The organism is Pantoea sp. SJZ147, from assembly GCF_007828605.1.
GTDB lineage: Bacteria > Pseudomonadota > Gammaproteobacteria > Enterobacterales > Enterobacteriaceae > Pantoea > Pantoea allii.
The window spans coordinates 116,792-139,229 of sequence record NZ_VIVB01000004.1; the positions used below are offsets into that span (position 1 = coordinate 116,792).

15 protein-coding genes are annotated in these 22,438 nt (G+C 55.2%); 9 read left to right on the plus strand and 6 right to left on the minus strand.

Annotated features, from left to right (window positions below; genetic code table 11):
• Positions 1-262: 262 nt before the first annotated feature.
• A complete protein-coding gene (gene putA / locus FBY13_RS07660; RefSeq protein WP_109716503.1) occupies positions 263-4,207 on the minus strand; it encodes a trifunctional transcriptional regulator/proline dehydrogenase/L-glutamate gamma-semialdehyde dehydrogenase in 3,945 nt (1,314 codons plus the stop codon).
• Between the two features lie 442 nt (positions 4,208-4,649).
• On the opposite strand from putA, the gene putP reads away from it, so the two are divergent.
• The 5 genes from putP to phoH all read left to right on the plus strand — a co-directional run bounded on the left by putP (position 4,650) and on the right by phoH (position 10,981).
• Complete coding sequence (gene putP / locus FBY13_RS07665; RefSeq protein WP_063879942.1) at positions 4,650-6,134, plus strand: sodium/proline symporter PutP; 1,485 nt, start codon at positions 4,650-4,652, stop codon at positions 6,132-6,134.
• A gap of 192 nt (positions 6,135-6,326) precedes the next feature.
• A complete protein-coding gene (efeU, locus tag FBY13_RS07670) occupies positions 6,327-7,154 on the plus strand; it encodes an iron uptake transporter permease EfeU (protein WP_096011009.1) in 828 nt (275 codons plus the stop codon).
• A gap of 49 nt (positions 7,155-7,203) precedes the next feature.
• Positions 7,204-8,325 carry an iron uptake system protein EfeO gene (efeO, locus tag FBY13_RS07675; protein WP_096011020.1) on the plus strand — a complete coding sequence of 374 codons (1,122 nt, stop codon included), beginning with the start codon at positions 7,204-7,206 and terminating at the stop codon, positions 8,323-8,325.
• Positions 8,326-8,327: 2 nt separating this feature from the next.
• On the plus strand, positions 8,328-9,614 hold the full coding sequence (gene efeB / locus FBY13_RS07680; RefSeq protein ID WP_145393877.1) for an iron uptake transporter deferrochelatase/peroxidase subunit: 1,287 nt from the start codon (positions 8,328-8,330) through the stop codon (positions 9,612-9,614).
• 578 nt (positions 9,615-10,192) lie between these two features.
• Positions 10,193-10,981, plus strand: a complete 789-nt coding sequence (phoH, locus tag FBY13_RS07685; RefSeq protein ID WP_145393878.1) for a phosphate starvation-inducible protein PhoH — start codon at positions 10,193-10,195, stop codon at positions 10,979-10,981.
• A 67-nt stretch (positions 10,982-11,048) separates the two neighbouring features.
• Here the strand turns inward: phoH and FBY13_RS07690 are convergent, their stop codons facing one another.
• The 5 genes from FBY13_RS07690 to ssuD form a co-directional block, all read right to left on the minus strand.
• Positions 11,049-12,251 (minus strand): acyl-CoA dehydrogenase family protein, encoded by a 1,203-nt coding sequence (locus FBY13_RS07690; protein ID WP_096011012.1) that lies wholly within the window; start codon positions 12,249-12,251, stop codon positions 11,049-11,051.
• A complete protein-coding gene (locus FBY13_RS07695) occupies positions 12,244-13,707 on the minus strand; it encodes an MFS transporter (protein WP_145393879.1) in 1,464 nt (487 codons plus the stop codon). The genes FBY13_RS07690 and FBY13_RS07695 overlap by 8 nt, the downstream gene beginning before the upstream one ends.
• A gap of 244 nt (positions 13,708-13,951) precedes the next feature.
• Positions 13,952-15,361: an LLM class flavin-dependent oxidoreductase gene (locus FBY13_RS07700; RefSeq protein ID WP_145393880.1), complete on the minus strand. Its 1,410-nt coding sequence runs from the start codon at positions 15,359-15,361 to the stop codon at positions 13,952-13,954.
• 71 nt (positions 15,362-15,432) lie between these two features.
• Positions 15,433-16,845, minus strand: coding sequence for an FAD/NAD(P)-binding protein (locus FBY13_RS07705; protein WP_145393881.1), 1,413 nt, complete (start codon positions 16,843-16,845; stop codon positions 15,433-15,435).
• Positions 16,846-16,860: 15 nt separating this feature from the next.
• Complete coding sequence (gene ssuD, locus FBY13_RS07710; RefSeq protein WP_145393882.1) at positions 16,861-18,033, minus strand: FMNH2-dependent alkanesulfonate monooxygenase; 1,173 nt, start codon at positions 18,031-18,033, stop codon at positions 16,861-16,863.
• 274 nt (positions 18,034-18,307) lie between these two features.
• On the opposite strand from ssuD, the gene FBY13_RS07715 reads away from it, so the two are divergent.
• From FBY13_RS07715 to FBY13_RS07730, 4 genes are all read left to right on the plus strand, one after another.
• Positions 18,308-20,194 carry a sigma-54-dependent Fis family transcriptional regulator gene (locus tag FBY13_RS07715; protein WP_145393883.1) on the plus strand — a complete coding sequence of 629 codons (1,887 nt, stop codon included), beginning with the start codon at positions 18,308-18,310 and terminating at the stop codon, positions 20,192-20,194.
• Between the two features lie 94 nt (positions 20,195-20,288).
• Entirely contained in the window at positions 20,289-21,236 is a 948-nt protein-coding gene (locus FBY13_RS07720; protein WP_145393884.1) for a sulfonate ABC transporter substrate-binding protein, read from the plus strand.
• Between the two features lie 323 nt (positions 21,237-21,559).
• Positions 21,560-21,952 carry a type II toxin-antitoxin system RelE/ParE family toxin gene (locus tag FBY13_RS07725; RefSeq protein WP_145393885.1) on the plus strand — a complete coding sequence of 131 codons (393 nt, stop codon included), beginning with the start codon at positions 21,560-21,562 and terminating at the stop codon, positions 21,950-21,952.
• Positions 21,942-22,286, plus strand: a complete 345-nt coding sequence (locus tag FBY13_RS07730; RefSeq protein WP_145393886.1) for a DNA-binding transcriptional regulator — start codon at positions 21,942-21,944, stop codon at positions 22,284-22,286. Before FBY13_RS07725 ends, FBY13_RS07730 begins: the two co-directional genes overlap by 11 nt.
• Positions 22,287-22,438: the final 152 nt, after the last annotated feature.

Below are 22,438 nucleotides of genomic sequence, written 5' to 3' on the forward strand. Positions count from 1 at the left end.
ATCAGCAGGAAATGCCTGAGAATAGCGCTGAGGGCGTGCGTTTTCGTTATCAACCTGACGCTTTCTGTTAACGCATTTGACAGCATTGGTCGCTGCAATAAAGTTTTTTTCTTTCTGGGGAAATATTCGTTTTTTACGCTGTTTTTATTTAACGATGACGGATGCCAGAAATAAATTACGCCATGCGTAAGGCGAAAAAAAAAGGTTCATGCCGGGCATGAACCTTTATTCATTAGCGATCAGAGAGAAAGTCTGAAGAACGTTAGCCGATGGTCATCAGGCTGGCATTTCCACCTGCCGCCGCGGTATTCACGCTCAGCGATCGTTCAATCAGCAGGCGTTCCAGCAGCAGATTGGTTTCTCCACGGGCAAAGCCCTGCACCGACACAATGGCCCCTTCGCGCGCCGCGACCTGTTCGCACAGGCTGCGGAGCTGGTCGGCATCACCATGGTAGATCACGGCGTCAAAATGCCCAGCCAGCGGATCTTTCGCCAGCGTGATACGGGCTTTCACCGCCGTCGGCAAGGTGGCGAGCACTTTGCGGTGCAGTTCATCGTCCGGCCACAGTGCCTGGCTACCGACGCTGGTCACCGCCGCCAGTTGAATCAGCGCATCTTGCTCGTTGTCCGCCAGACACAGCACCTGCTCACGCGGCAACAACAGGAAGGTATTGCGCTCACCGGTCGGGCCTGGCAGCAGACGCACGGTTCCCGCCTGGGCCAGCGCGGCATAGTGCTGGCACAGTGAAGACAGCTGAGGTTTATCTGTTGCCCAGTCGGTCAATGCCTGATGCGGAGCCAGCAGGAGTTGACGCTGCGCATTATCGGCCGGACGCTCAGCATCCTGACGGGCGAGGGTAATGCTCAGTGCGTCATCCGGACGGTTCGCCAGCAGGCGATACAGATAAAGCGGACCACCCGCTTTCGGGCCGGTACCGGATAAACCTTCCCCGCCGAACGGTTGTACCCCGACGACCGCACCGACCATATTGCGGTTGACGTACAGGTTGCCGACTTTGGCCCCCGCCGTAACCTGCAGGATGGTTTCGTCAATGCGGGTGTGCACGCCTAAGGTCAGACCGTAACCCGATGCATTAATCTGTTCAATCAACTGCGGCAGGCTGCTGCGGGTAAAGCGCACCACGTGCAGCACAGGGCCAAACACTTCCTGGGTCAGATCACTGACTTTATCCAGTTCAATCAGCGTGGGTTTAACAAAGGTGCCCGTTGCCCACTCTTTGCTGTCCTGAGGATTATCCTGCGCCGTTTGGTACACCTTAAAGCCTTTATTACGCATCGCCTGAATATGGCGCTCAATATTGGCTTTCGCTTCTTCATCGATCACCGGGCCGATGTCGGTAGACAGGCGTTCCGGGTTGCCCATACGACATTCCGCCATCGCGCCACGCAGCATTTTCAACGTATGATCCGCCACGTCTTCCTGCACGCACAGCAGACGCAGGGCAGAACAGCGTTGACCTGCACTGTCAAAGGCCGAGGCGACGATATCGATAACCACCTGTTCGGTCAGGGCAGAGGAGTCGACAATCATGGCATTCATGCCGCCGGTTTCGGCAATCAGCGGGGTAGGACGGCCTTGCGGGTCCAGCCTGCCGGCAAGGTTTCGCTGCAGCAGCGTGGCGACAGCCGTGGAGCCGGTAAACATCACACCGCGAATGCGTTCATCTCCGGTCAGTTGCGCACCCACGGTTTCACCCAGGCCCGGCAGCAGTTGCAGTACGCCAGCCGGGACACCGGCGCTCAGTAAAATCTCCACGGCCTGGGCGGCGATCAGCGGCGTTTGCTCGGCAGGTTTCGCCAGTACGCTGTTCCCCGCAGCCAGTGCGGCCGCGACCTGACCGGTAAAAATGGCCAGCGGGAAGTTCCACGGGCTGATACAGACCACCGGTCCCAGCGGGCGGTGCGTTTCATTGTCAAAATCATGGCGCACGATGCCAGCATAGTAATAGAGGAAATCGACGGCCTCACGCACTTCAGCAATGGCATTGCTGTAGGTTTTACCGGCTTCACGCACCAGAATGCCCAGCAATTGCTGCAGTTGACCTTCCATCAGCTGCGCGGCACGTTCAAGGATCGCCGCACGCTCCTGCGGTGGCGTAGCAAACCAGATAGGGCCGGCATTCACCGCCGCCTCAATGGCCTGCGAAACCTCCTGTTCTGAGGCGTTGCGGACCGTACCTACCACGTCCGACGGTGCGGCCGGGTTGACGACATTCTGGCTTTCCCCGCTGCTCAGCGGTGCGTCGATAAGCGGTTGTGCGGCGTAAGGCTCACTGGCACCGCTCAACAGGGCGCTGGACAGCGAAGCCAGGCGATGTTCATTGGCCATATCGAGACCCGCAGAGTTCACCCGATCGCTGCCGTATAAGTCACGTGGAAGTGGAATTTTTGGATGCGGCAGACCCAGCGTGCCTTCACTGATGCCCATTTTTTCGACCTGGGCCACCGGATCGGCCACCAGTTCGTCAATCGGCATCGTCGTATCAGCGATACGGTTAACAAACGAGGTATTCGCGCCGTTTTCCAGTAAGCGACGCACCAGATAAGCCAGTAAAGTTTCATGCGTGCCGACCGGCGCATAAATACGGCAGGGACGATTGAGTTTACCCTCTGCCACTTTGCCCACGACCTGGTCATAAAGCGGTTCGCCCATACCATGCAGACACTGGAACTCGTACTGTCCTGGGTAGTAGTTATTTCCCGCTAACTGATAGATGGCCGCCAGCGTGTGCGCATTGTGCGTGGCAAATTGCGGGTAGATCAGGTTCGGCACCGCCAGCAGTTTGCGGGCGCAGGCCAGATACGAAATATCGGTGTACACCTTGCGGGTATAAACCGGATAGCCTTCCAGCCCTTCCATCTGGGCGCGTTTGATTTCGCTGTCCCAGTAGGCCCCTTTTACCAGACGGATCATCAAGCGGCGGCGGCTGCGCTGAGCAAGGTCCGTCAGTTCATCAATGACAAACGGACAACGCTTCATATAAGCCTGAATGACAAAACCAATGCCGTTCCAGCCTTCCAGCTCAGGTTCAAAACAGAGCCTTTCCAGCATATCAAGAGAAAGCTCTAAGCGGTCGGCCTCTTCAGCATCAATGTTGATACCGATATCGTAAGAGCGGGCCAGCAGGGTCAGAGACTTAAGAATCGGATACAGCTCGTCCATCACCCGGTCGTACTGGGCGCGGCTGTAGCGCGGATGCAGCGCAGACAGCTTGATCGAAATGCCCGGGCCTTCATAGATTCCACGGCCGTTCGAGGCCTTGCCAATGGCGTGAATCGCCTGCTGATAGGAAACCAGATAGGCTTTGGCATCGCTGGCGGTCAGGGCGGCTTCACCCAGCATGTCATAGGAATAGCGGAAGCCTTTCTCTTCAAGCTTGCGGGCATTCGCCAGGGCTTCGGCAATGGTCTCACCGGTCACGAACTGCTCGCCCATCAGGCGCATCGCCATATCCACGCCTTTACGGATCAGCGGCTCGCCGCTCTTACCGATAATCCGGTTGAGCGAGCGCGACAGGTTGGCTTCATTGTGGGTTGAGACCAAACGCCCCGTAAAGAGTAATCCCCACGTGGCGGCATTCACAAACAGTGACGGGCTGCGGCCAAGGTGCGACTGCCAGTTGCCGTTGCTGATTTTGTCACGGATAAGCGCATCGCGGGTCGGTTTGTCGGGAATACGTAACAAGGCTTCGGCCAGGCACATTAACGCTACGCCTTCCTGAGAGGAGAGGGAGAACTCCTGCAGCAGGCTCTGCACCATGCCGGCGCGGCCGGTTGCCCCTTTTTGGTGCCTCAGTTTGTCGGCCAGCGCGTACGCCAGCTGATGGGTTTTTTCTGCCAGCGCGGCCGGAAGACGGGCTTGCTCAAGCAACATGGGAACGGCATCGGTCTCTGGACGACGCCACGCGGCGGTCACCGCCGAGCGGGCAACCGACTGAGGCAGAATGTTTTCTGCGAATTCAAGGAAGGGCTGAACCATCTCTTCCGGGGCAAGCTCATCGGCGGCCGCATCGCTCAGCTGCAATGGAATCTCTTCCACCGTCTCACCCGCTTCTAACTGGGTCAGATAATTAAAGATCGCCTGTTTAATCAGCCAGTGCGGCGTGCGATCAATTTTCTGTGCCGCCAGTTTAATGCGGCTGCGGGTGGCTTCATCCAGCTTCACCCCCATGGTGGTTGTTCCCATGATTTTCTCTTCCTTAAAACGGTTTTGACCAGAGCATGGGCTGCACTATTACCCATGTTGCAACTTTGTGCAACCGTGTTAAATGTGACCTCAGTTGCACACTTTGAAACCCCTTTCATTATTAACATTTAAAAGCGGCACAAATCTTGCTGCAAGAAACTCGCCAATGTTGCAACCCCATTCAATATAAAGGTTGAAAGGGATGCAAAGGTGCAACTTAATTGTGAGCGGGCGCAACCTGTGAACATTTAAAAAGGCCTGGGAGGTGAAACCAATGTGACGGATGTGTTAAATGCATTGTGTGCGACGTGCCTTTACGGCAGGATACCGCGCCTTAAGGGAAATCGCTTTCTCTTGATGCGGTACTACCCTGACGCCGTCACGTTCCGATGGTTCAGGAAAAAGATTTCTCTTAAGAGATCGGATAATAACGGAGAAACAAATGACAGTAAGTACGCCAATGTTGGTGACCTTTTTAATTTATATCCTCGGGATGGTGCTCATCGGTTTTATCGCCTGGCGCTCAACCAAAAACTTCGACGACTATATATTGGGTGGCCGCAGTCTGGGCAGTGTCGTAACCGCGCTGTCAGCCGGTGCCTCTGATATGAGTGGATGGTTGTTGATGGGATTGCCCGGTGCCATTTTTCTTTCCGGTATCTCTGAAAGCTGGATCGCCATTGGCCTGATTATCGGGGCATGGTTTAACTGGAAAATCGTGGCGGGGCGGTTACGTGTCCAGACAGAGCACCATGATAACGCCCTGACGCTGCCAGACTTCTTTACCAGCCGCTTTGAAGATCGCAGCAAAATTTTGCGGGTGATTTCTGCGGTGGTGATCCTGGTGTTTTTCACCATCTACTGCGCGTCAGGTGTGGTTGCGGGCGCTCGCCTGTTTGAAAGTACCTTCGGGATGGATTACGCCACGGCTTTGTGGGCCGGTGCGGCCGCCACGATTCTGTATACCCTGGTGGGCGGATTCCTGGCCGTGAGTTGGACGGATACGGTCCAGGCCAGCCTGATGATTTTCGCGCTGATTCTGACGCCTGTTTTCGTGGTGATTGCCGTAGGTGGCTGGAGCGATTCCGTGGCGGTTATTCAGGCCAAAGGCGCTGAAAACCTGGATATGTTTAAAGGGCTGAATGTGGTTGCCGTGCTGTCGTTATTGGGCTGGGGCCTGGGCTATTTTGGTCAGCCCCATATTCTGGCGCGTTTTATGGCGGCGGACTCACATCGATCTATTCGCACCGCGCGCCGTATCGGTATGACCTGGATGATTCTCTGTCTGGCAGGTGCGGTAGCCGTCGGTTTCTTCGGTATCGCCTATTTCCAGAACAACCCTTCTCAGGCCGCAGGCGTTTCGCAGAATGGCGAACGTGTGTTTATTGAGCTGGCGCGCATCCTGTTTAATCCCTGGATTGCGGGCATCTTACTTTCTGCGATTCTGGCGGCGGTCATGTCCACGCTCAGCTGTCAGCTGCTGGTCTGTTCCAGTGCGCTGACGGAAGATCTCTACAAAGGCTTTTTACGCAAAAATGCGAGTCAGAAAGAGCTGGTATGGGTCGGCCGTCTGATGGTGCTGTTGGTGGCATTAATTGCTATCGCACTGGCGTCTAACCCGGAGAACCGTGTTTTAGGCCTGGTCAGCTATGCATGGGCCGGATTTGGCGCGGCATTCGGACCGGTGGTGCTGTTTGGCGTCTGCTGGAAACGCATGAACCGCAACGGTGCGCTGGCGGGCATGATTGTGGGGGCGGTAACGGTGCTGGTGTGGAAACAGTATGGCTGGCTGGGACTGTATGAAATTATTCCGGGCTTTATCTTTGCGAGTATCGCCATCGTGATCTTTAGCCTGGCGAGTCGTGAACCCTCAGCACAGGCCGTCGAACGCTTTGAGGCTGCCGAGGCTGAATTCCTGACCAAATAAAACGCGTTACGCGTTGAAAAAGCCTGCCTTATTGAGGGCGGGCTTTTTTTTGCCTGGCATTTGGCACAGACAGTTACGAAATTATTTCACCAAGGAACTTGTTTTTTTCTGAGTGGTAATGATAATCGGTATCGTTCGTTTTTACGTAAATTTACGTCTTATTGACGCTGCTTAACATTTAAGAGGTTGGCGATGTTTGTTCCTTTTCTCATCATGCTGCGTGAAGGTCTGGAGGCGGCACTTATCGTCAGCCTCATCGCCAGCTACCTGAAACGGACGCAGCGCACACAATGGTTTCCGGCCATGTGGGCGGGCGTGTTTATTGCCGCCGCGCTTTGCCTGGCGTTGGGCATCTTTATTAACCAGACCACGGGCGAGTTTCCCCAGAAACAGCAAGAGCTGTTTGAAGGTATTGTGGCGGTGGTTGCGGTCGTCATCCTGACCTCTATGGTGTTCTGGATGCGCCGGGTAGCGCGCAATATCAAACGGGAACTGGAGCAGGCGGTTGATCAGGCCTTGCAGAAATCCGCCGGGGGCGGTCTGGCGCTGGTCCTGATGGTCTTCCTGGCCGTGGCGCGAGAAGGGCTGGAATCGGTGTTCTTTTTGCTGGCCGCCTTCACGCAGGATGTGGGTTACGCACCGCCGCTGGGTGCTCTGCTTGGGTTAGCCACTGCCGTGTTGCTGGGCATGGCGATCTACTGGGGCGGCGTGCGCCTCAACATGGCGCACTTTTTCCGTTGGACCAGTATTTTCATTCTGTTTGTTGCTGCAGGGCTGGCGGCAGGCGCTATCCGCGCCTTTCATGAGGCTGGTCTGTGGAACCATTTTCAGCAGGTGGCGTTCGATATGAGTAATACCTTATCGACGCACTCGCTGTTTGGCACGCTGCTGGAGGGCATTCTGGGCTATCAGGAAGCCCCCAGCATCAGTGAGGTGGCCGTCTGGCTGCTTTATTTGATTCCCGCGTTATTACTGTTTGTTATGCCTGCACGCGCTGAAACCTCAGCCGCTGCGCGCTAACGCGTTTACCTGGCGCGTTCGCCGCGCCTCTGACTTTATAGGGAAAAATATGATGATGCGTTTTCGCCGTAATGCGGTGCTGGCTTCGCTGCTGGCGGTTTCCGGTTCTACGCTGGCCGCCGCGATCCCACAGGTTAGCGTGAGTGTCACTGACAAGCAGTGCGAGCCTATGTCGCTGACGGTTCAGGCGGGTAAGACTCAGTTTTTAATCAAAAATAACAGTCAAAAAGCGCTGGAATGGGAAATCCTCAAAGGTGTGATGGTGGTTGAGGAGCGCGAAAATATTGCACCGGGTTTCAGTCAAAAACTGACCGCCAACCTCGAGGCTGGCGAATATGAAATGACCTGTGGCCTGCTGACCAACCCGAAAGGTAAGTTGATTGTGCAGGGCAGCGGCGGCAAAAGTGCGCAGAAAGGGAAGACCGAACTGATGCAACTGGCCGGCCCGATCAACGCTTATAAAGCCTATGTGACTGATGAAGTGAATCAGCTGGTGACGGGCACCCAGGCCTTTACTGACGCGGTGAAAGCCGGGGATGTAGAAAAAGCCAAAGCGCTGTTTGCGCCGACGCGCCAGCACTATGAACGTATAGAACCCATCGCTGAGCTGTTCTCCGATCTGGATGGTCGCATCGACGCCCGTGAAGATGATTATGAGAAAAAAGCGCAAGATCCGAAATTCACCGGTTTCCACCGTCTGGAAAAAGCCCTGTTTGCTGATAACAGCACCAAAGATATGGCGGGCTATGCCGAACAGTTGAACAACGACGTGCACGATCTGCAAAAACGCGTCAGCGAGCTGGCCTTCCCACCGGCAAAAGTGGTCGGTGGCGCGGCGGGGCTTATCGAAGAAGTGGCCTCCAGCAAAATCTCTGGAGAGGAAGATCGGTACAGCCGCACCGACTTGTGGGATTTCCGGGCTAACGTCGATGGCGCGCAAAAAATTGTCGAGCTGTTGCGTCCTGTTCTGAAGCAGGCGAATCCCCAGCTTCTGGCGAAAGTGGATGCGAATTTCGCTAAAGTTGACGCGATCCTGGATAAATACCGCAGCGGTCAGGGGTATGAATCTTACGAAAAACTGACACCTGCCGACCGCACCGCCTTGAAGGGCCCGATCACCGCCCTGGCTGAAGATCTTTCCCTGCTGCGTGGCACCTTAGGCCTGGATTAATCATGGATAAGGATCAGGAGTTGACCCAGCCATCGCGTCGCCGTCTCTTGAAAGGCCTGGGGATGCTCGGTGGCGCGGCGGCCGTCAGTGCCGGATGCCCGTTTCATGCCGGGGCCGCCGAGAATCCCGACAGCTTTTCGCCGGGCACAGTGACGCCGAACGCGCGCCAGCAGACGCAGCCGTTTTATGGCATGCACCAGGCTGGCATTACGACGCCGCAGCAGGCGTCGATGATGCTGGTGGCGTTCGATGTGCTGACCAGCGACAAGCAGGAACTGCAGCGTTTGTTCCGGTTGCTGACGCAGCGCATCGCCTTTCTGACCCGGGGCGGCATGGCACCCGCAGTGACCAACCCGCAGTTGCCGCCGCTCGACTCAGGCATTCTCGGGGCAGAGATTGCCCCGGATAATCTGACCATGACCGTTTCGGTCGGCCACTCGCTGTTTGATGCGCGGTTTGGCCTGTCGGCGCTGAAACCGGTGAAACTGCAGACAATGACGCGTTTTCCTAACGACGCGTTGGATGCAAATCAGTGCCACGGCGATCTGCTGCTGCAAATCTGTGCGAACACGCAGGACACGGTGATTCATGCGCTGCGTGATGTGGTCAAACACACGCCCGATCTGTTAGGCATTCGCTGGCGTCGGGAGGGGTTTATTTCCGATCACGCCGCACGCAGCGCGGGCAAAGAAACGCCGATCAATCTGCTGGGCTTCAAAGACGGCACGGCTAACCCGGACACGCATAACACGGCGTTGATGGATAAGCTGCTGTGGGTGACGGAAGAACAGGCTGAACCCGAGTGGGCGCGTCACGGCAGTTATCAGGCCGTAAGGTTGATCCGCTTCCATGTTGAAATGTGGGATCGCACGCCGTTAGGTGAGCAACAAACGATTTTTGGCCGAGAGAAACTGAGTGGTGCACCGCTGGGCATGCAGAACGAGCACGACGTGCCGGATTATCGCAAGGACCCTGATGGCGACATTATTGCGCTGGATGCGCATATTCGTCTGGCGAACCCACGCACCGCAGCAACCGAAAGCAGTTTGATGCTGCGCCGTGGATACAGTTATTCAGCGGGTATTTCAGCGTCGGGCCAGTTGGAAATGGGATTGCTGTTTGTTTGTTATCAGCATGATTTAGAATTAGGCTTTCTTACCGTACAAAATCGTCTGAACGGTGAGGCGCTGGAAGAGTATATACGTCCGTTTGGCGGAGGGTACTTTTTTGTATTACCTGGCGTTATCAGTGAAAAACATTATTTAGGCCAGTCCTTACTCGAGAGTTGATTAAATTTTAGTCACGGCATGTTGTGTGTGACAGCACAGGATGCCGTCTCCCCGCCCGTCCGTTTTTCTCTCCAGCCTGTTTTTTTAGCGCTCCGTTTTTAACGTTTGTTCACCTGACGACAAATAAACTAACACGCTGTAATACAAGCGTAATTTAATTTAAGTAAGGTCAGTGTTAACGGTCGGTTGAATATTTATTTTTCATTAAAGTGAAAATACTGTTGCAAAATACCAATAAGATGGTTCACTTTACTATGAAAGCGTAATCGGGCGTGTTGATGTCTCACACTGGAGTTCGCGCATGGATAGATGTTTTTACAGCCGTACAGCAGTAAACAATATCGCACTTTCCCGTGAGGACGTTTCTTCCTCAATCGCTTTTACACCTCAACGTGTTTTCTCTCTTCAACCTCATTCCTTTTTTACCGGTAAACGGCAAGGCTGTTTTGCTGCCGGATATCAATCGTCATGGCCTGTCACGGCTCTAAAGGAAGCCAACTGAAACCTCTAAAGCGTTCACGTAATCGCATCGGGCTTGTTGCCTGAGCGGGAAATGAAACCAACTGTAAGGTGCCACTATGGGAAGACAGAAAGCAGTGATCAAAGCGCGTCGAGAAGCAAGACGAGTGCTTCGTAATGACTCCCGCAGTCATCGTCAGCGTGAAGAAGAATCGGTCACTTCGCTGGTGCAAATGGGTGGGTTGGACTCGATTGGCATGGCGCGCGATGTGCGTGACCGGGCACCGATTGAAGCCCGAAATGAAGCTCAGGCGCACTATCTTAACGCCATAGAATCAAAACAGCTTATCTTCGCCACCGGTGAAGCGGGCTGCGGCAAAACCTGGATTAGTGCTGCGAAAGCGGCAGAGGCCCTGATTCATAAGGATATCGACAGGATTATCGTTACGCGCCCGGTGCTGCAGGCGGATGAAGATCTGGGATTCCTTCCCGGGGATATCTCAGAAAAGTTCGCCCCTTATTTCCGCCCGGTTTACGACATTCTGGTTAAACGTCTTGGCGCATCCTTTATGCAATATTGTCTGCGGCCCGAAATCGGCAAAGTCGAAATCGCTCCCTTTGCTTATATGCGTGGTCGTACTTTTGAAAATGCGGTAGTGATTCTGGATGAAGCGCAGAACGTGACAGCTGCGCAGATGAAAATGTTTCTGACCCGCCTTGGCGAAAATGTCACGGTGATTGTTAACGGCGATATAACCCAGTGCGATTTGCCCGCTGGGGTGCCTTCTGGTCTCGCAGACGCGCTGGCGCGTTTCGAAGAGGACGAGATGGTGGGCATTGCCCGTTTCGGCAAAGAGGATTGCGTGCGTTCCGCGCTGTGTCAGCGCACTTTGCATGCTTACAGCTAGCGTTCGATTGAGCCATGTAGCGACCAAAACCCGGCTTCGGCCGGGTTTTTTATATTCGCCCGGCGCGTTATTCGCCGCCACCAATCTGCCAGATAAAGGTCGGATCACGTTGGTTTACCTCCCAGTCACCCACGTTGCGGCTCTTGTAGATCACCGGATTATGCGAACCAATAGTACGGGCATTGCGCCAGTGTCGATCCAGGGCTTTACTGACGCGCGTATCTGATGCGCCAAGGGCGTTAAACAGCTCGCTTGCTGCGCGCGTAATCCAGTCAACAGCCACCACCTGAGCCTTTGCCGCCTCCACTTCGGCCTGCACGTTGGCCGCATGAATCTGTTTTTCGTCCCGTCCCTGAATGTGCGCATCAAAAGCCAGCTGTAGCGCGTGCGTTGCCTGCTGCACGGCGGCATCAGTTGCCCACACCCAACTGCTTATCTGCCCCACGACCTGTAAAACCTGCACATCCTGGCTAACCTGTCGGGCATTACCGTGGCTGTAGATTCGCTTTCTGCTTGCCACGCCCTGTGACACATCGCGAACAATGGCCCGCCCAATACCAGCCAGCGTCGCCAGTAAAACATGCTGATAGAAGGCGGTTTGATAGCGAAAGCGCTCACTGAAATCATAGACGTGCGCAGGCTCAACCCAGGCCTCGCGAAAGCGCGTCGTACCGCTACCCGTCAGGCGTTGGCCAAATCCGTCCCAGTCATCGTCCCGCGCCACCGCATCCTGATGTGTACTGACTACCGCAATCACATCACGCTGATTGTCAGTGCGCTTAGCGTAAACATCGATCCAGTCGGCATACAACGAGCCGGTGCTGTAAAACTTCTCACCATTGAGCTGCCAGCCTTTGTCGGTAGGAGACACGCGGGTGTTGACGTCTCCCAACTTGACGCTGCCTGTTTCACTCCAGCCGCTGCCAACGATATCGCCGTCGATAAAACGACGAAACCAGCGTTGGCGATCGTCACTGTCGGGTTGATTAAGGCGATCCTCGACAAAGGCCATATGGGCACGCAGCGCCTGCGGCAGGTTGGAATCGGCCTCGGCCAGTTCGGTCAGTAAGCGGAACAACTGAGGCAGGGACGCGCCAAAACCGCCGTGTGCCTGAGGAATACGCAGCGTGCCAAAGCCCGCCGCCTTCAGCCAGCGCAAAGGCTCATGCAGCAGCGTACGGTCACGTTCACGCTCGACGGCGCCTTCGGCGATACGGGCGAAAAGGGGGCGAAAACGCGCGGCCAGTAAGGTGTAATCAGGTTCAGACATGGTGTTCTCCGTGTGTTGACGGGTCATCAATATCCTGGCGAGTCGGCTCAAAACGGACCACTAACAAGAAAATGATGGGAATAATGGCGGCCAGTGAAACAATCCAGAACATGTTGGTGCCATAAGCCGCCTGCAGTATGGGCAGGATGAACAGCGCCAGGGCGCTTCCGATGCCCGAGATGGAACGACTAAAACCGACGCCGGTGGCACGAATATGTGTGGGATAGGAGAGTGCGGGATAGATCATTAACTGCGCGCCCGGTCCAAAGCCCTCAGCAAACAACCACAGCCCCAGCATCAAAATGGCAAACACCACGCCGGTTGTCGCATCGGGATGGCCAATCAAGGCCAGTGAGGTGAGGGCAATAAACTGCAGGGCAAATCCGGCAATGGCGACATGGCGTGACGGAAATTTCCAGGCCAAACGCATGCCAAGCAGGCCGCCGGTAAAGGCAAACAGCGCGTTGAGTCCCAGCGAGGCGGAAATGGTTTCGAAGATGCCCGCCCCCAGAAACTGCGCCAGAATGGAGGGCAGAAAAAAGGCAATCGCGGTGTATTCAAACGAAATACAGGCGTTCATCACCGCTGCCACCACGGTGCGCTCCCGATAAGGTTTCTGGAATAACACGCGAAAACTGACCGCCGGTGCGGCCGGTTTTGTTGCCGCAGGAATACTGGTGTCTTCATGCGCGCGGATGCCGTACGAATCACGCAGGATACGCACTGCACCGCTTAAATCACCCTGGTTCGCCGCCCACAGTGGGGATTCGTTCATAAACTTACTGCGCACGGCAATGATAAGCAGAGCAGGCACGGCACCAAACAACAGCGAGGCACGCCATAACCAGTCAAGGTGCTGCGCCGGTAACAGAAAATAAAGGGCGAAGATAATCAGAAAGCACACCGAGGAGGCGGCGTACCACATCGGGCACCAGGCTGCCAGACGGGACGCTTTATTGCCTTTGCCGGAGAATTTCGAAAATTCAGCCAGATAAGCCATCGCCACAGGCAAATCAATGCCCACACCAATGCCCATCAGAAAGCGCGCGCCAATCAGTACCCAGACGTTGGGTGCCAGACCGGCTGCAATGGCGGACACCACAAAGAAAAGCATGTCAGCCATAAACACGGAATAGCGACCATATTTGTCGGTCAGCCATCCACCGATCAGATTGCCCAAAATCGTGCCAATCATAATGGATGACGTGACTAATCCGGTTAACGTGGGCGTTAAGCTAAACGCTTTCACCACATCATCAATGCCGTAAGACAGGGTCGTCAGATCGTAGGCATCCAGAAATACACCGCCCAGCGCCAGAAACACTATCCAGCGCGCATAGCTGTTTTTCTCACTTTGGGTATTAATCAGTTTCGCGACATCACTGACGGAGCGAATGGGCGTGGAGTGAGGCGAGGCGGGGATCGCCGCCTCCTCATCAATATTCAGTGTGCTCATGTTGTCCTCGTTATTGTCTGTACAGGTAATGCCTTTATATGAAGGAATTGAGCCGTAAACAAACAACAAAAAGTCATAACTATTATTTTAAATTCAATAAGTTATTTAATTTATTTTTGGCATGAGAAACACCGGAAGCGTTGTCGCGCATCCGGTGAAAAGAGAGCGTCAGAGAGAATAATTCAGGCCTGACCAGAGGCTGACAGGCCAGATGGACAGACCTCAGGCGGCGGGACAAACCTCATCATGATGCCTCCGCCGGGACAATCAGACCTGATTCCGACATGGTGCGTCGATAGCCAGCGCCCGGGTGCGGATGCTCAAGGCGCGCACCCTGGCCAAAGAGCTTCTCTCTCAACGTACCGGGTTGATAATCCTGTTTATAAACGCCTCGTTTTTGCAGTTCCGGCACCAGCAAATCGACGACATCAGCAAAGGTTTCATGCGTGACGGCATAGGCCAGATTAAAGCCATCAACATCGGTTTCCTCTACCCAGCTTTGTAATTCATCGGCAACGGTTTCAGTGCTGCCGACCAGCAGAGGCCCAAAGCCGCCGATGCCGACCCATTCAGCCATATTTTGTACGGTCCATTCACGTTGCGGATCGGCAGTGGAAAAGCTCTCCACAACGGACTGAATCGCATCGGTATGCAGATGCTTAAACACCTGATCGGGTTGGTACTGACTGAAATCGATGCCGGTCCAGCCGGAGATCAGCGCCAGTGCCCCATCATGGCTGACATAGCGTTTGTAATCCTGCCATTTAGCCCGGGCGACGTTGTCGGTTTCCCCCACAATCACCGTTTGCATATTGAAAATCAAAATACTGCGTGGATCGCGACCGGCTTCCTCTGCGCGACGTCGGATATCGGCCACCGTTTTCTTTAACAGCACCTTAGACGGTGCGGCGACAAACACACATTCGGCGTGCTGCGCGGCGAAGGCTTTACCGCGGCTGGATGCACCCGCCTGATAAAGCACTGGCGTGCGCTGCGGCGAAGGTTCACACAGATGAATGCCCGGCACCTGGAAAAAGGTTCCCTGGTGATTGATGGGATGCACCTTACTGGGATCGCTGAAAATATGGCGCTGGCGATCGCGTATGACGGCATCATCCTCCCAACTGCCTTCCAGCAGTTTGTAAACCACCTGCAGATATTCGTCGGCGTAATCATAGCGGGCATCGTGGCTGGTTTGCGTGGCCTGACCCAGATTACGGGCGCCGCTTTCCAGGTAGGAGGTGACGATATTCCAGCCGACCCGACCTTTGGTCAGATGATCCAGCGTCGACATGCGCCGGGCAAACGGATAGGGGTGCTCAAAAGAGAGCGATGCGGTCAGGCCAAAACCGAGGTGTTTTGTGACCATCGCCATTGGCGTAATCAGGGCCAGGGGATCATTCACCGGCACCTGGGCCGCACTGCGAATGGCCGCATCATTATTGCCGTTGAACACATCATAAATACCCAGTACGTCGGCAATAAACAGGCCATCGAATTTACCGCGTTCCAGCAGCACCGCTAAGTCCGTCCAGTACTCCAGATCTTTGTATTGCCATGAGCGGTCGCGGGGATGCGCCCACAGGCCAGGGGACTGATGACCAACACAGTTCATATCAAACGCATTTAAGCGAATTTCACGTTGTTTAGGCATAGCAAACTCCTGAGCGGATGCGGCACTGTCAGGCCGCCCACGTTATTGGGATGGTGAAGAAAAGGGGTGAGTCAGTCAGTCAGCGAAAGGGGACATCGCTCATTTAGCGTTTCGGCGGTGAGGTTCAGCAACTGGCGGGCGACGGATTCAGCATGTGTGGCAACCTGGGGCAGGCCCATCAGTTCGCCAAAACGCCCGCGCGCCGCGGGGCCGACCACATAAAGATGGGGGTTAGGCTGGCCCTGAAGGTTGAGCGTCTGTGACTGCGCATTGACATGTATTCCCAGCGCCAGCGGATCGGGCTGGATAACGCCGTCGTCGGAAAGCTGTTTTAACAGCGCATCGCGCTCTGTTAAAGCACCATGTGCAGGGCCAGTGGTCACGATAACCTGCTCAACCTCCAGCATCACTGCATTGCCAGAACGGGGTTGCAGAGTAAGCTGAATGGCGGACGGTAGGGCTTCAGCCACAGTCAGCCGCGCGGCGAGCACGCATAATTCACCACGGCGTTGTCGGTCCTCTAAGACCTGTCCGACCTGAGGCGCGATGCGATAGCGGTGTACGTCCCACCATGGCCGCAGATGCCGCAGAAAGCGGCGTTGTTCACTCAACGGCAGGCGCTGCCAAATCGCCTGGCCATTGCGCCTGACCTCATCAAACACCACCTGCCAGGGAATCGATTTTGCTTCGGCCTGGCGGATGTCCTGCCTTATTCGCCGTAGCCAGGCGCGGGTGCTCAAGGGGACGGTAAGATCACCATCAAACTGCCAACTGAGGTTCGCCTCACTCAGATTGGGCCGGGGAAGCTGCCCGCGCCGGGAAAAGACAGTGACAGGGCCACGATGTCCCTGCCGTTCAAGCGTAGCAACCATGTCGGACATGGTTAAGCCCGACCCGACAATCGCGACACGGTCTTCAGGCGCAATCTGTGACAGGGCTTGATGCCGCCAGGGATTGGCGATAAGCCCTGGATGATTTGCCAGCGGTGTTAAGGCTGCGGGAAGCTGGGGCGCGGGATGACTGATCGCCAGCACCACGATATCCGCCTGAATACGCTTGCCGGATGCGGTGCTGACCGTGCCTTGCCGCAAGGCTACGGCGCGGTCCTGCACATGTACCAGCCCGACCGGGGAATGCGCCTTTACCGCCTCAAACTGCTCATTCACCCAGTGTGCAAACTGCCTGCGTTGAGGATAGACATTGCCGTCATGCCAGTGGGCAGCCGAATCACGGATAAACGCACTGGAAGCACGGAACCAGCGGTCAAAACTGCCTTCTTCATCACCGGCTAATTGCATACGCGAGGCGGGCACATTAATGCGATGGGCCGGATCGGTTGTCGAGTAGGCAACGCCCTGAGCCAGCTGCGCCCGGGGTTCGATAACCGTCACGCGCAATCCTGAACTGCCGAGACGACCCAAATGAACGGCCAGCGCCGTTCCACTGAATCCGCCACCAACGATGACAATATGCTGCTCGGACATACACTGCCTCTCTGATTAGCTCGCACTGGCCTGTTTTTCGGGACGATGATCGCCCCCGATGGTTTCGCCGAAAGGACCGGTATTCACACTGCGCTGCTTTTTATCGGCATGGGTGGAAAGCGGCAACAGCGGCATCAGTAAATCGGCAACCCGATGTGCTTCTTCAAGATGCGGATAACCGGACAGAATAAAGTTATCAATGCCCAGCGCCTGATATTCCCGTATCCGTTCCGCCACCTGTTGCGGATTACCCACCAGCGCAGTGCCTGCGCCGCCCCGCACCAGGCCGACGCCAGCCCATAAGTTGGGCCCGATGCGCAGTCCATCACGTGAACCGCCGTGCAGGGCGCTCATGCGGGCCTGACCGGTCGAGTCCATGCGGGCAAAGATTTTCTGTGCTGCGGCAATGGTTTCTTCATCCAGGTGCGCGATCAACTTATCGGCTGCGGCCCAGGCCTCTTCCTCGGTTTCCCGCACGATGACGTGCAGACGAATGCCGTAGGAGAGCGTCCGGCCACGTTCCTCGGCGCGCTTGCGCACCTCTTCCAGTTTAGCGGCAACCTGGTCTACCGGCTCGCCCCATGTCAAATAGGTATCAACCTGGCTGGCTGCAACCTCAACGGCTTCATCCGAGGAGCCGCCAAAATAAAGGGGCGGGCCTTCGGCCTGAACCGGGGGAAAGAGGATCTCAGCGCCTTCAACGTGAATATGTTCCCCGTGATAATCCACCTTTTCCCCTTTAAGCAGACGGGAATAGACATCAAGAAACTCACGAGTGACCTGATAACGTTCGGCGTGGCTGAGAAAAATGCCGTCGCCTTTGTTTTCTACCGGGTCACCGCCCGTCACCACATTAATAAGTAAACGTCCTTCAGACAGACGATCCAGCGTTGCAGCCATGCGTGCGGCCAGGCTCGGTGGTTGTAAACCCGGTCGGACGGCCACCAGATAACGAAGCTGTTTGGTTATCGGAGCCAGCGCCGAGGCAACCAGCCAGGCGTCCTCACAGCTTTTCCCGGTCGGAATCAGTACGCCGTAAAATCCCAGATTATCGGCGGCAAGGGCAACCTGTTGCAGATAGGGCAGATCTACCGCTCTGCCGCCCTGGGTGGTTCCCAGATAACGCCCGTCGCCATGGGTCGGTAAGAACCAAAAAAGATTAATGTTTTTTTCAGCGGCATCACGCATTAGCAGATTCCTTTATAACGATATTTGAAATTGGTAATTAGAAAATTCATTTTCGGTTATATAGCATTAAGCAGGATGCGTGCCAACCGGTGTTGTATTTTTTATCTATTAATATCAATAAGATGGATTTTCATCGGTGTGGTAATGACTGCTGCAAATGCAGCAATGTGTGGCAGCTGTTGTTGCGTTTGCAGCAATTCACTACCGGCAGCGGCTCGTTTCTGACCGCAATAAGGGATATGTTTAGCGTTCACTCACTCTGCAGGAATGCGCTATGCAGCACGCTGGCCCCGATTTAATTGACCCCGCTTCCCTGGCGTTCAGGCATATTCTGGATCAGCTGGCACCCACGGACGCCACTGTCTTGATCATCGGTGAAACGGGTACCGGCAAAGAGGTGATGGCGCGCTATCTGCATCATCACAGCCAGCGTCGGCATGCGCCCTTTATGGCGGTTAACTGCGGTGCGCTGACGGAGAGCCTGGCCGAGTCTGAACTCTTTGGTCATGAAAAGGGGGCGTTTACCGGGGCAACCGACCGCCATCGTGGCTGGTTTGAGGCCGCGCAGGGCGGAACGTTACTGCTGGATGAAATCGGCGAACTCAGTCTGCCCCTTCAGGTCAAACTGCTTCGCGTGTTACAGGAAAGGGAAATTACCCGCGTGGGCTCTTCTCAGGCTGTGAAGGTTGATGTCCGGGTTATTGCCGCGACGAACCGCGATCTGACAACGGCGATAGCCGAGCGGCGGTTTCGCGAAGATCTCTACTACCGGCTTAACGTCGCCAGCGTTGCCTTGCCCCCGTTGCGCCAGCGGTCTGAGGATATCCCGGTTCTGGCAGACTATTTTCTGCAGCGGTATGCGCGCCGACTGGGGCGACCGCAGTTGCGTCTGAACGACGAGGCGATGGAAACGCTCAAAGCCTATTCCTGGCCGGGGAACATACGGGAGCTGGAAAATACATTGCACAACGCGGTGTTGCTCTGCGAAACACCGCAGATAGAACCCCAGCAGCTGCGGCTGGGCACGGTGACGGGCGCGGGACAGGTACAAAAGCAGGATGCGCTTGATGCGTTTATTCGCCAGCAGATCCAGTGCAGCGAGTCGCCACTTTATCCCCGCGTCATTGAGGCGCTGGTCAGAAATGCCTATGAACTGAGCCAGGGCAACCAGTTACAGGCCGCGGCGCTGCTGGGAATCAGCCGTAACAGCCTGCGTACCCACCTTGGCCATTTCGGCATCATCAAGCCGCGCCGTAGCCTGACGTCAAGCCCCCGCACTGCTTCAACGGTCGTCGCGCAGGAGCGCGAGTTGCGCATCGGTTATCAAAAGTTCGGCAACCTTGGCATCCTCAAAGCGCGCCAGCAACTTGAACAGCAGCTGGCCGGGCAAAACGTCAGTGTCCTGTGGAGCGAGTTTCCCGCCGGGCCTCAGTTGTTACACGCGCTGAGCCACCGGGAAATAGATTTTGGCACCACGGGTGAAGTGCCACCTTTGTTTGCCCAGGCCAGTCACTGCGCACTGGTTTATGTTGCCTGGGAACCGCCCGCGCCGCAAAGCGTGGCGCTGCTGGTGGCGAAGCACAGCCCAATAAACCAGATTGCCGATTTAAAGGGCAGACGTATTGCGGTGAATAAAGGTTCCAACGTCCATTTTCTGCTACTGCAAATCCTGGATGAGGCGGGGTTGACGCCGGAGGACGTGCGGATTGTTTATGCACCGCCTAAATATCCGTTAACGCCCAGCGATCTGAATGCCGTTGATGCATGGATGATGTGGGACCCTTTACTGAGCGAGGCGGAAAGCGGGGATCAGCTTCGGGTCATTGCCGACGGTGTCGGGCGAGTGAATAACCATCAGTTCTACCTTGCGGACCATCACTTCGCGAACCATTCGCCAGACCTGCTGCAGATACTGATGACCGCCCTGGAGCAGACAGGACGCTACATTGATGCGTACCCGCAAGAGGCCGCCGGGCTGCTGGCCGGAGAGCTGGGCATGTCCGATAGCGCGCTGCGTCGTGCGTTAGCCCGGCGAAGCCATCAAACACAGTCAATGAACCTGGCGATCATTCGTGAGCAGCAGAGAATCGCCGATCGCTTTTATGCGCTCGGCTTGTTTCCCCGAGCGATTAACGTGCGTGACAGGGTATGGCCGCAATGACGTTTTATGACTAAAGATAGATGTTTTACGCATTAAGCCGTTTGCGTCTGATTTGTTATGTTGCGCTGATGACAACACCACTCAGGAAAGAGACATGAAAAAAATCTTATTTAGCGCGCTGCTTGCGGTCGCGCACATTGGCACTATCGTGACGGCACAGGCAGAAGAAAAGCTCAACGTGGTGAATATCGGTTTTCAGAAGGCCAATATTTTTGCCTTACTCAAATACCGTGGCACGCTGGACAGCGAATTCAAAAAGCAGGGGATTGCGGTGCACTGGGTGGAGTTTCCGGCAGGCCCGCAAATGCTGGAAGGGCTCAACATTGGCAGTATCGATCTGGCCGCAACCGGTGATGCGCCGCCAACCTTTGCGCAGGCCGCACAGGCTGACCTGGTTTATCTGGGGCACTCACCGGCGAATCCACAAACCGAAGCTATTGTGGTGCCCGCGGATTCGACGATAAAAAGTGTCAAGGATTTAAAAGGCAAGCGCGTCGCCCTGAACAAGGGATCGGATGTGAACTATTTGCTGGTATCAGCCCTGGAGCAGGCGGGGCTGAGCTACAAAGACATCACGCCGGTTTATCTTCCTCCGGCTGATGCGCGAGCGGCATTCCAGCGTGGCGCCGTGGATGCATGGGTCATCTGGGACCCTTACCTGGCGGAAGTGGAAACCAACGCGGAAGCGCGGCTGCTCAAAAATGCCGAAGGCCTGGTGCCGCACTACACTTTTTATCTGGCCAGTCGCAAATTTGCTGACGGTCATCCCGACACCGCAAAACAGGTTCTTTCAGAACTTGAAAAGCTGAGCAGCTGGGCCAATAAAAATCAGGGCGAGGCCGCTAAAATTCTGTCTGGCTCGACGGGCCTGCCCCAACCTATCTGGCAGCGCGCGCTGGCAAGAATGCCCTTAGGGGCCGAGCGAATGACGCCGGATGTCTTTAAAGAGCAGCAGACACTGGCGGATAAATTTACCCAGATTGGATTATTGCCAGTGAAGGTGGATGTCAGCAGCGCGACATGGTCGCTGGATAAAAAATAAGGGATGGATGTGTTAAGGGCCTGCCGGGTAGACCGGTAGGCCTTTTGTATTGGTGGGGGATACATTTCGTAGCGCGTAATTTTTTGGGGAGCGGCCCGCACTTCGCGTACGCAAGGCGTGAACAGGGGAGTGGGGAATCTGAATCGCTGATAGCGTGGGCGGGTGTTATTCATGGCCAGCGGTAATGGCGATGCGCACCGATTGGATTTCTTGCTTTTTTACGAATAGCTTCAGACCCATTTGGACGTAAGACCAGGAGCCTCAGGCTTGTGAAGTGTAGTAATCATTACTATAATTCTCGCCATAACGAAAAGGGACTTTTCATGGGTTTTACGCTTTATGTTCATAAACGTTTTGACAGAGTGTTTAAAAAAACGCGTCTGACAGACAGCGTCCTGTGTTACGCAGCAGGTGACGTTATTACTGGCGTGTTTGAGGCTGACTTAGGCGGGGGCGTTATTAAAAAGCGCCTTGCTCTTCACCAAGGCAAGCGTGGCGGCGCGCGAACGGTCATCTTCTTCAGACAAGGCACCAACCTGGTTTATTACGATGGATGGGTTAAAAACTTGTCGAGGAAATACGCCAGGGAAATCGATCAAGATCAGCTGGATACCTACAGGGATGTGGCAAGAATGTTTTTCCGTGCAAACAGTGAAGTGATGAGCCTGCTCGTCAGAAGCGGAATGGTCAGAGAGGTTAAATGTAATGAAAACTGAACCCGCCGAATTGAGCGAACTACTTGAAGATGCGAAAGCGTTTCACGCGTTAGGACTGGCAATGGATGAAGAAGTGGAGTCCATAGCAAAGCGCGCAAAAAATCGTGAACTCCGTGCCCGTATTGCAGCAGTAAAGCCCATGACGGCAACTGAAATTAAAGACGTGCGCATGCGTTGGGGAATGTCGCAATCGCTTGTGGCGCTCTCATTTGGCATGACAGTCGATAGCGTATCGAAATGGGAGCGAGGTGAAATCACACCGAGCCCACCGGTGATGCGGATGCTGCAACTCCTTCGCGATAACGGCCCTGAACTCTTTACCTCTAAGCATTAAGGTATGTAGACGCCGAACCCCGGTCGGGGCTTCTCATCCCCCTCAGCGGAGAATAGGTAAAAAAAAAGCCTGAACGTGAGTTCAGGCTCTTCTTTGAAGATGGCGGTGAGAGGGGGATTCACTCGCTGCGCTCGCCCTGCGGGTGGCCTTGC

Bases quoted from the DNA above. Each gene is read 5' to 3' on its own strand.
- putA (WP_109716503.1), bottom strand. From the start codon at position 4,207: ATGGGAACAACCACCATGGGGGTGAAGCTGGATGAAGCCACCCGCAGC.
- putP (WP_063879942.1), top strand. From the start codon at position 4,650: ATGACAGTAAGTACGCCAATGTTGGTGACCTTTTTAATTTATATCCTC.
- efeU (WP_096011009.1), top strand. From the start codon at position 6,327: ATGTTTGTTCCTTTTCTCATCATGCTGCGTGAAGGTCTGGAGGCGGCA.
- efeO (WP_096011020.1), top strand. From the start codon at position 7,204: ATGATGATGCGTTTTCGCCGTAATGCGGTGCTGGCTTCGCTGCTGGCG.
- efeB (WP_145393877.1), top strand. From the start codon at position 8,328: ATGGATAAGGATCAGGAGTTGACCCAGCCATCGCGTCGCCGTCTCTTG.
- phoH (WP_145393878.1), top strand. From the start codon at position 10,193: ATGGGAAGACAGAAAGCAGTGATCAAAGCGCGTCGAGAAGCAAGACGA.
- FBY13_RS07690 (WP_096011012.1), bottom strand. From the start codon at position 12,251: ATGTCTGAACCTGATTACACCTTACTGGCCGCGCGTTTTCGCCCCCTT.
- FBY13_RS07695 (WP_145393879.1), bottom strand. From the start codon at position 13,707: ATGAGCACACTGAATATTGATGAGGAGGCGGCGATCCCCGCCTCGCCT.
- FBY13_RS07700 (WP_145393880.1), bottom strand. From the start codon at position 15,361: ATGCCTAAACAACGTGAAATTCGCTTAAATGCGTTTGATATGAACTGT.
- FBY13_RS07705 (WP_145393881.1), bottom strand. From the start codon at position 16,845: ATGTCCGAGCAGCATATTGTCATCGTTGGTGGCGGATTCAGTGGAACG.
- ssuD (WP_145393882.1), bottom strand. From the start codon at position 18,033: ATGCGTGATGCCGCTGAAAAAAACATTAATCTTTTTTGGTTCTTACCG.
- FBY13_RS07715 (WP_145393883.1), top strand. From the start codon at position 18,308: ATGCAGCACGCTGGCCCCGATTTAATTGACCCCGCTTCCCTGGCGTTC.
- FBY13_RS07720 (WP_145393884.1), top strand. From the start codon at position 20,289: ATGAAAAAAATCTTATTTAGCGCGCTGCTTGCGGTCGCGCACATTGGC.
- FBY13_RS07725 (WP_145393885.1), top strand. From the start codon at position 21,560: ATGGGTTTTACGCTTTATGTTCATAAACGTTTTGACAGAGTGTTTAAA.
- FBY13_RS07730 (WP_145393886.1), top strand. From the start codon at position 21,942: ATGAAAACTGAACCCGCCGAATTGAGCGAACTACTTGAAGATGCGAAA.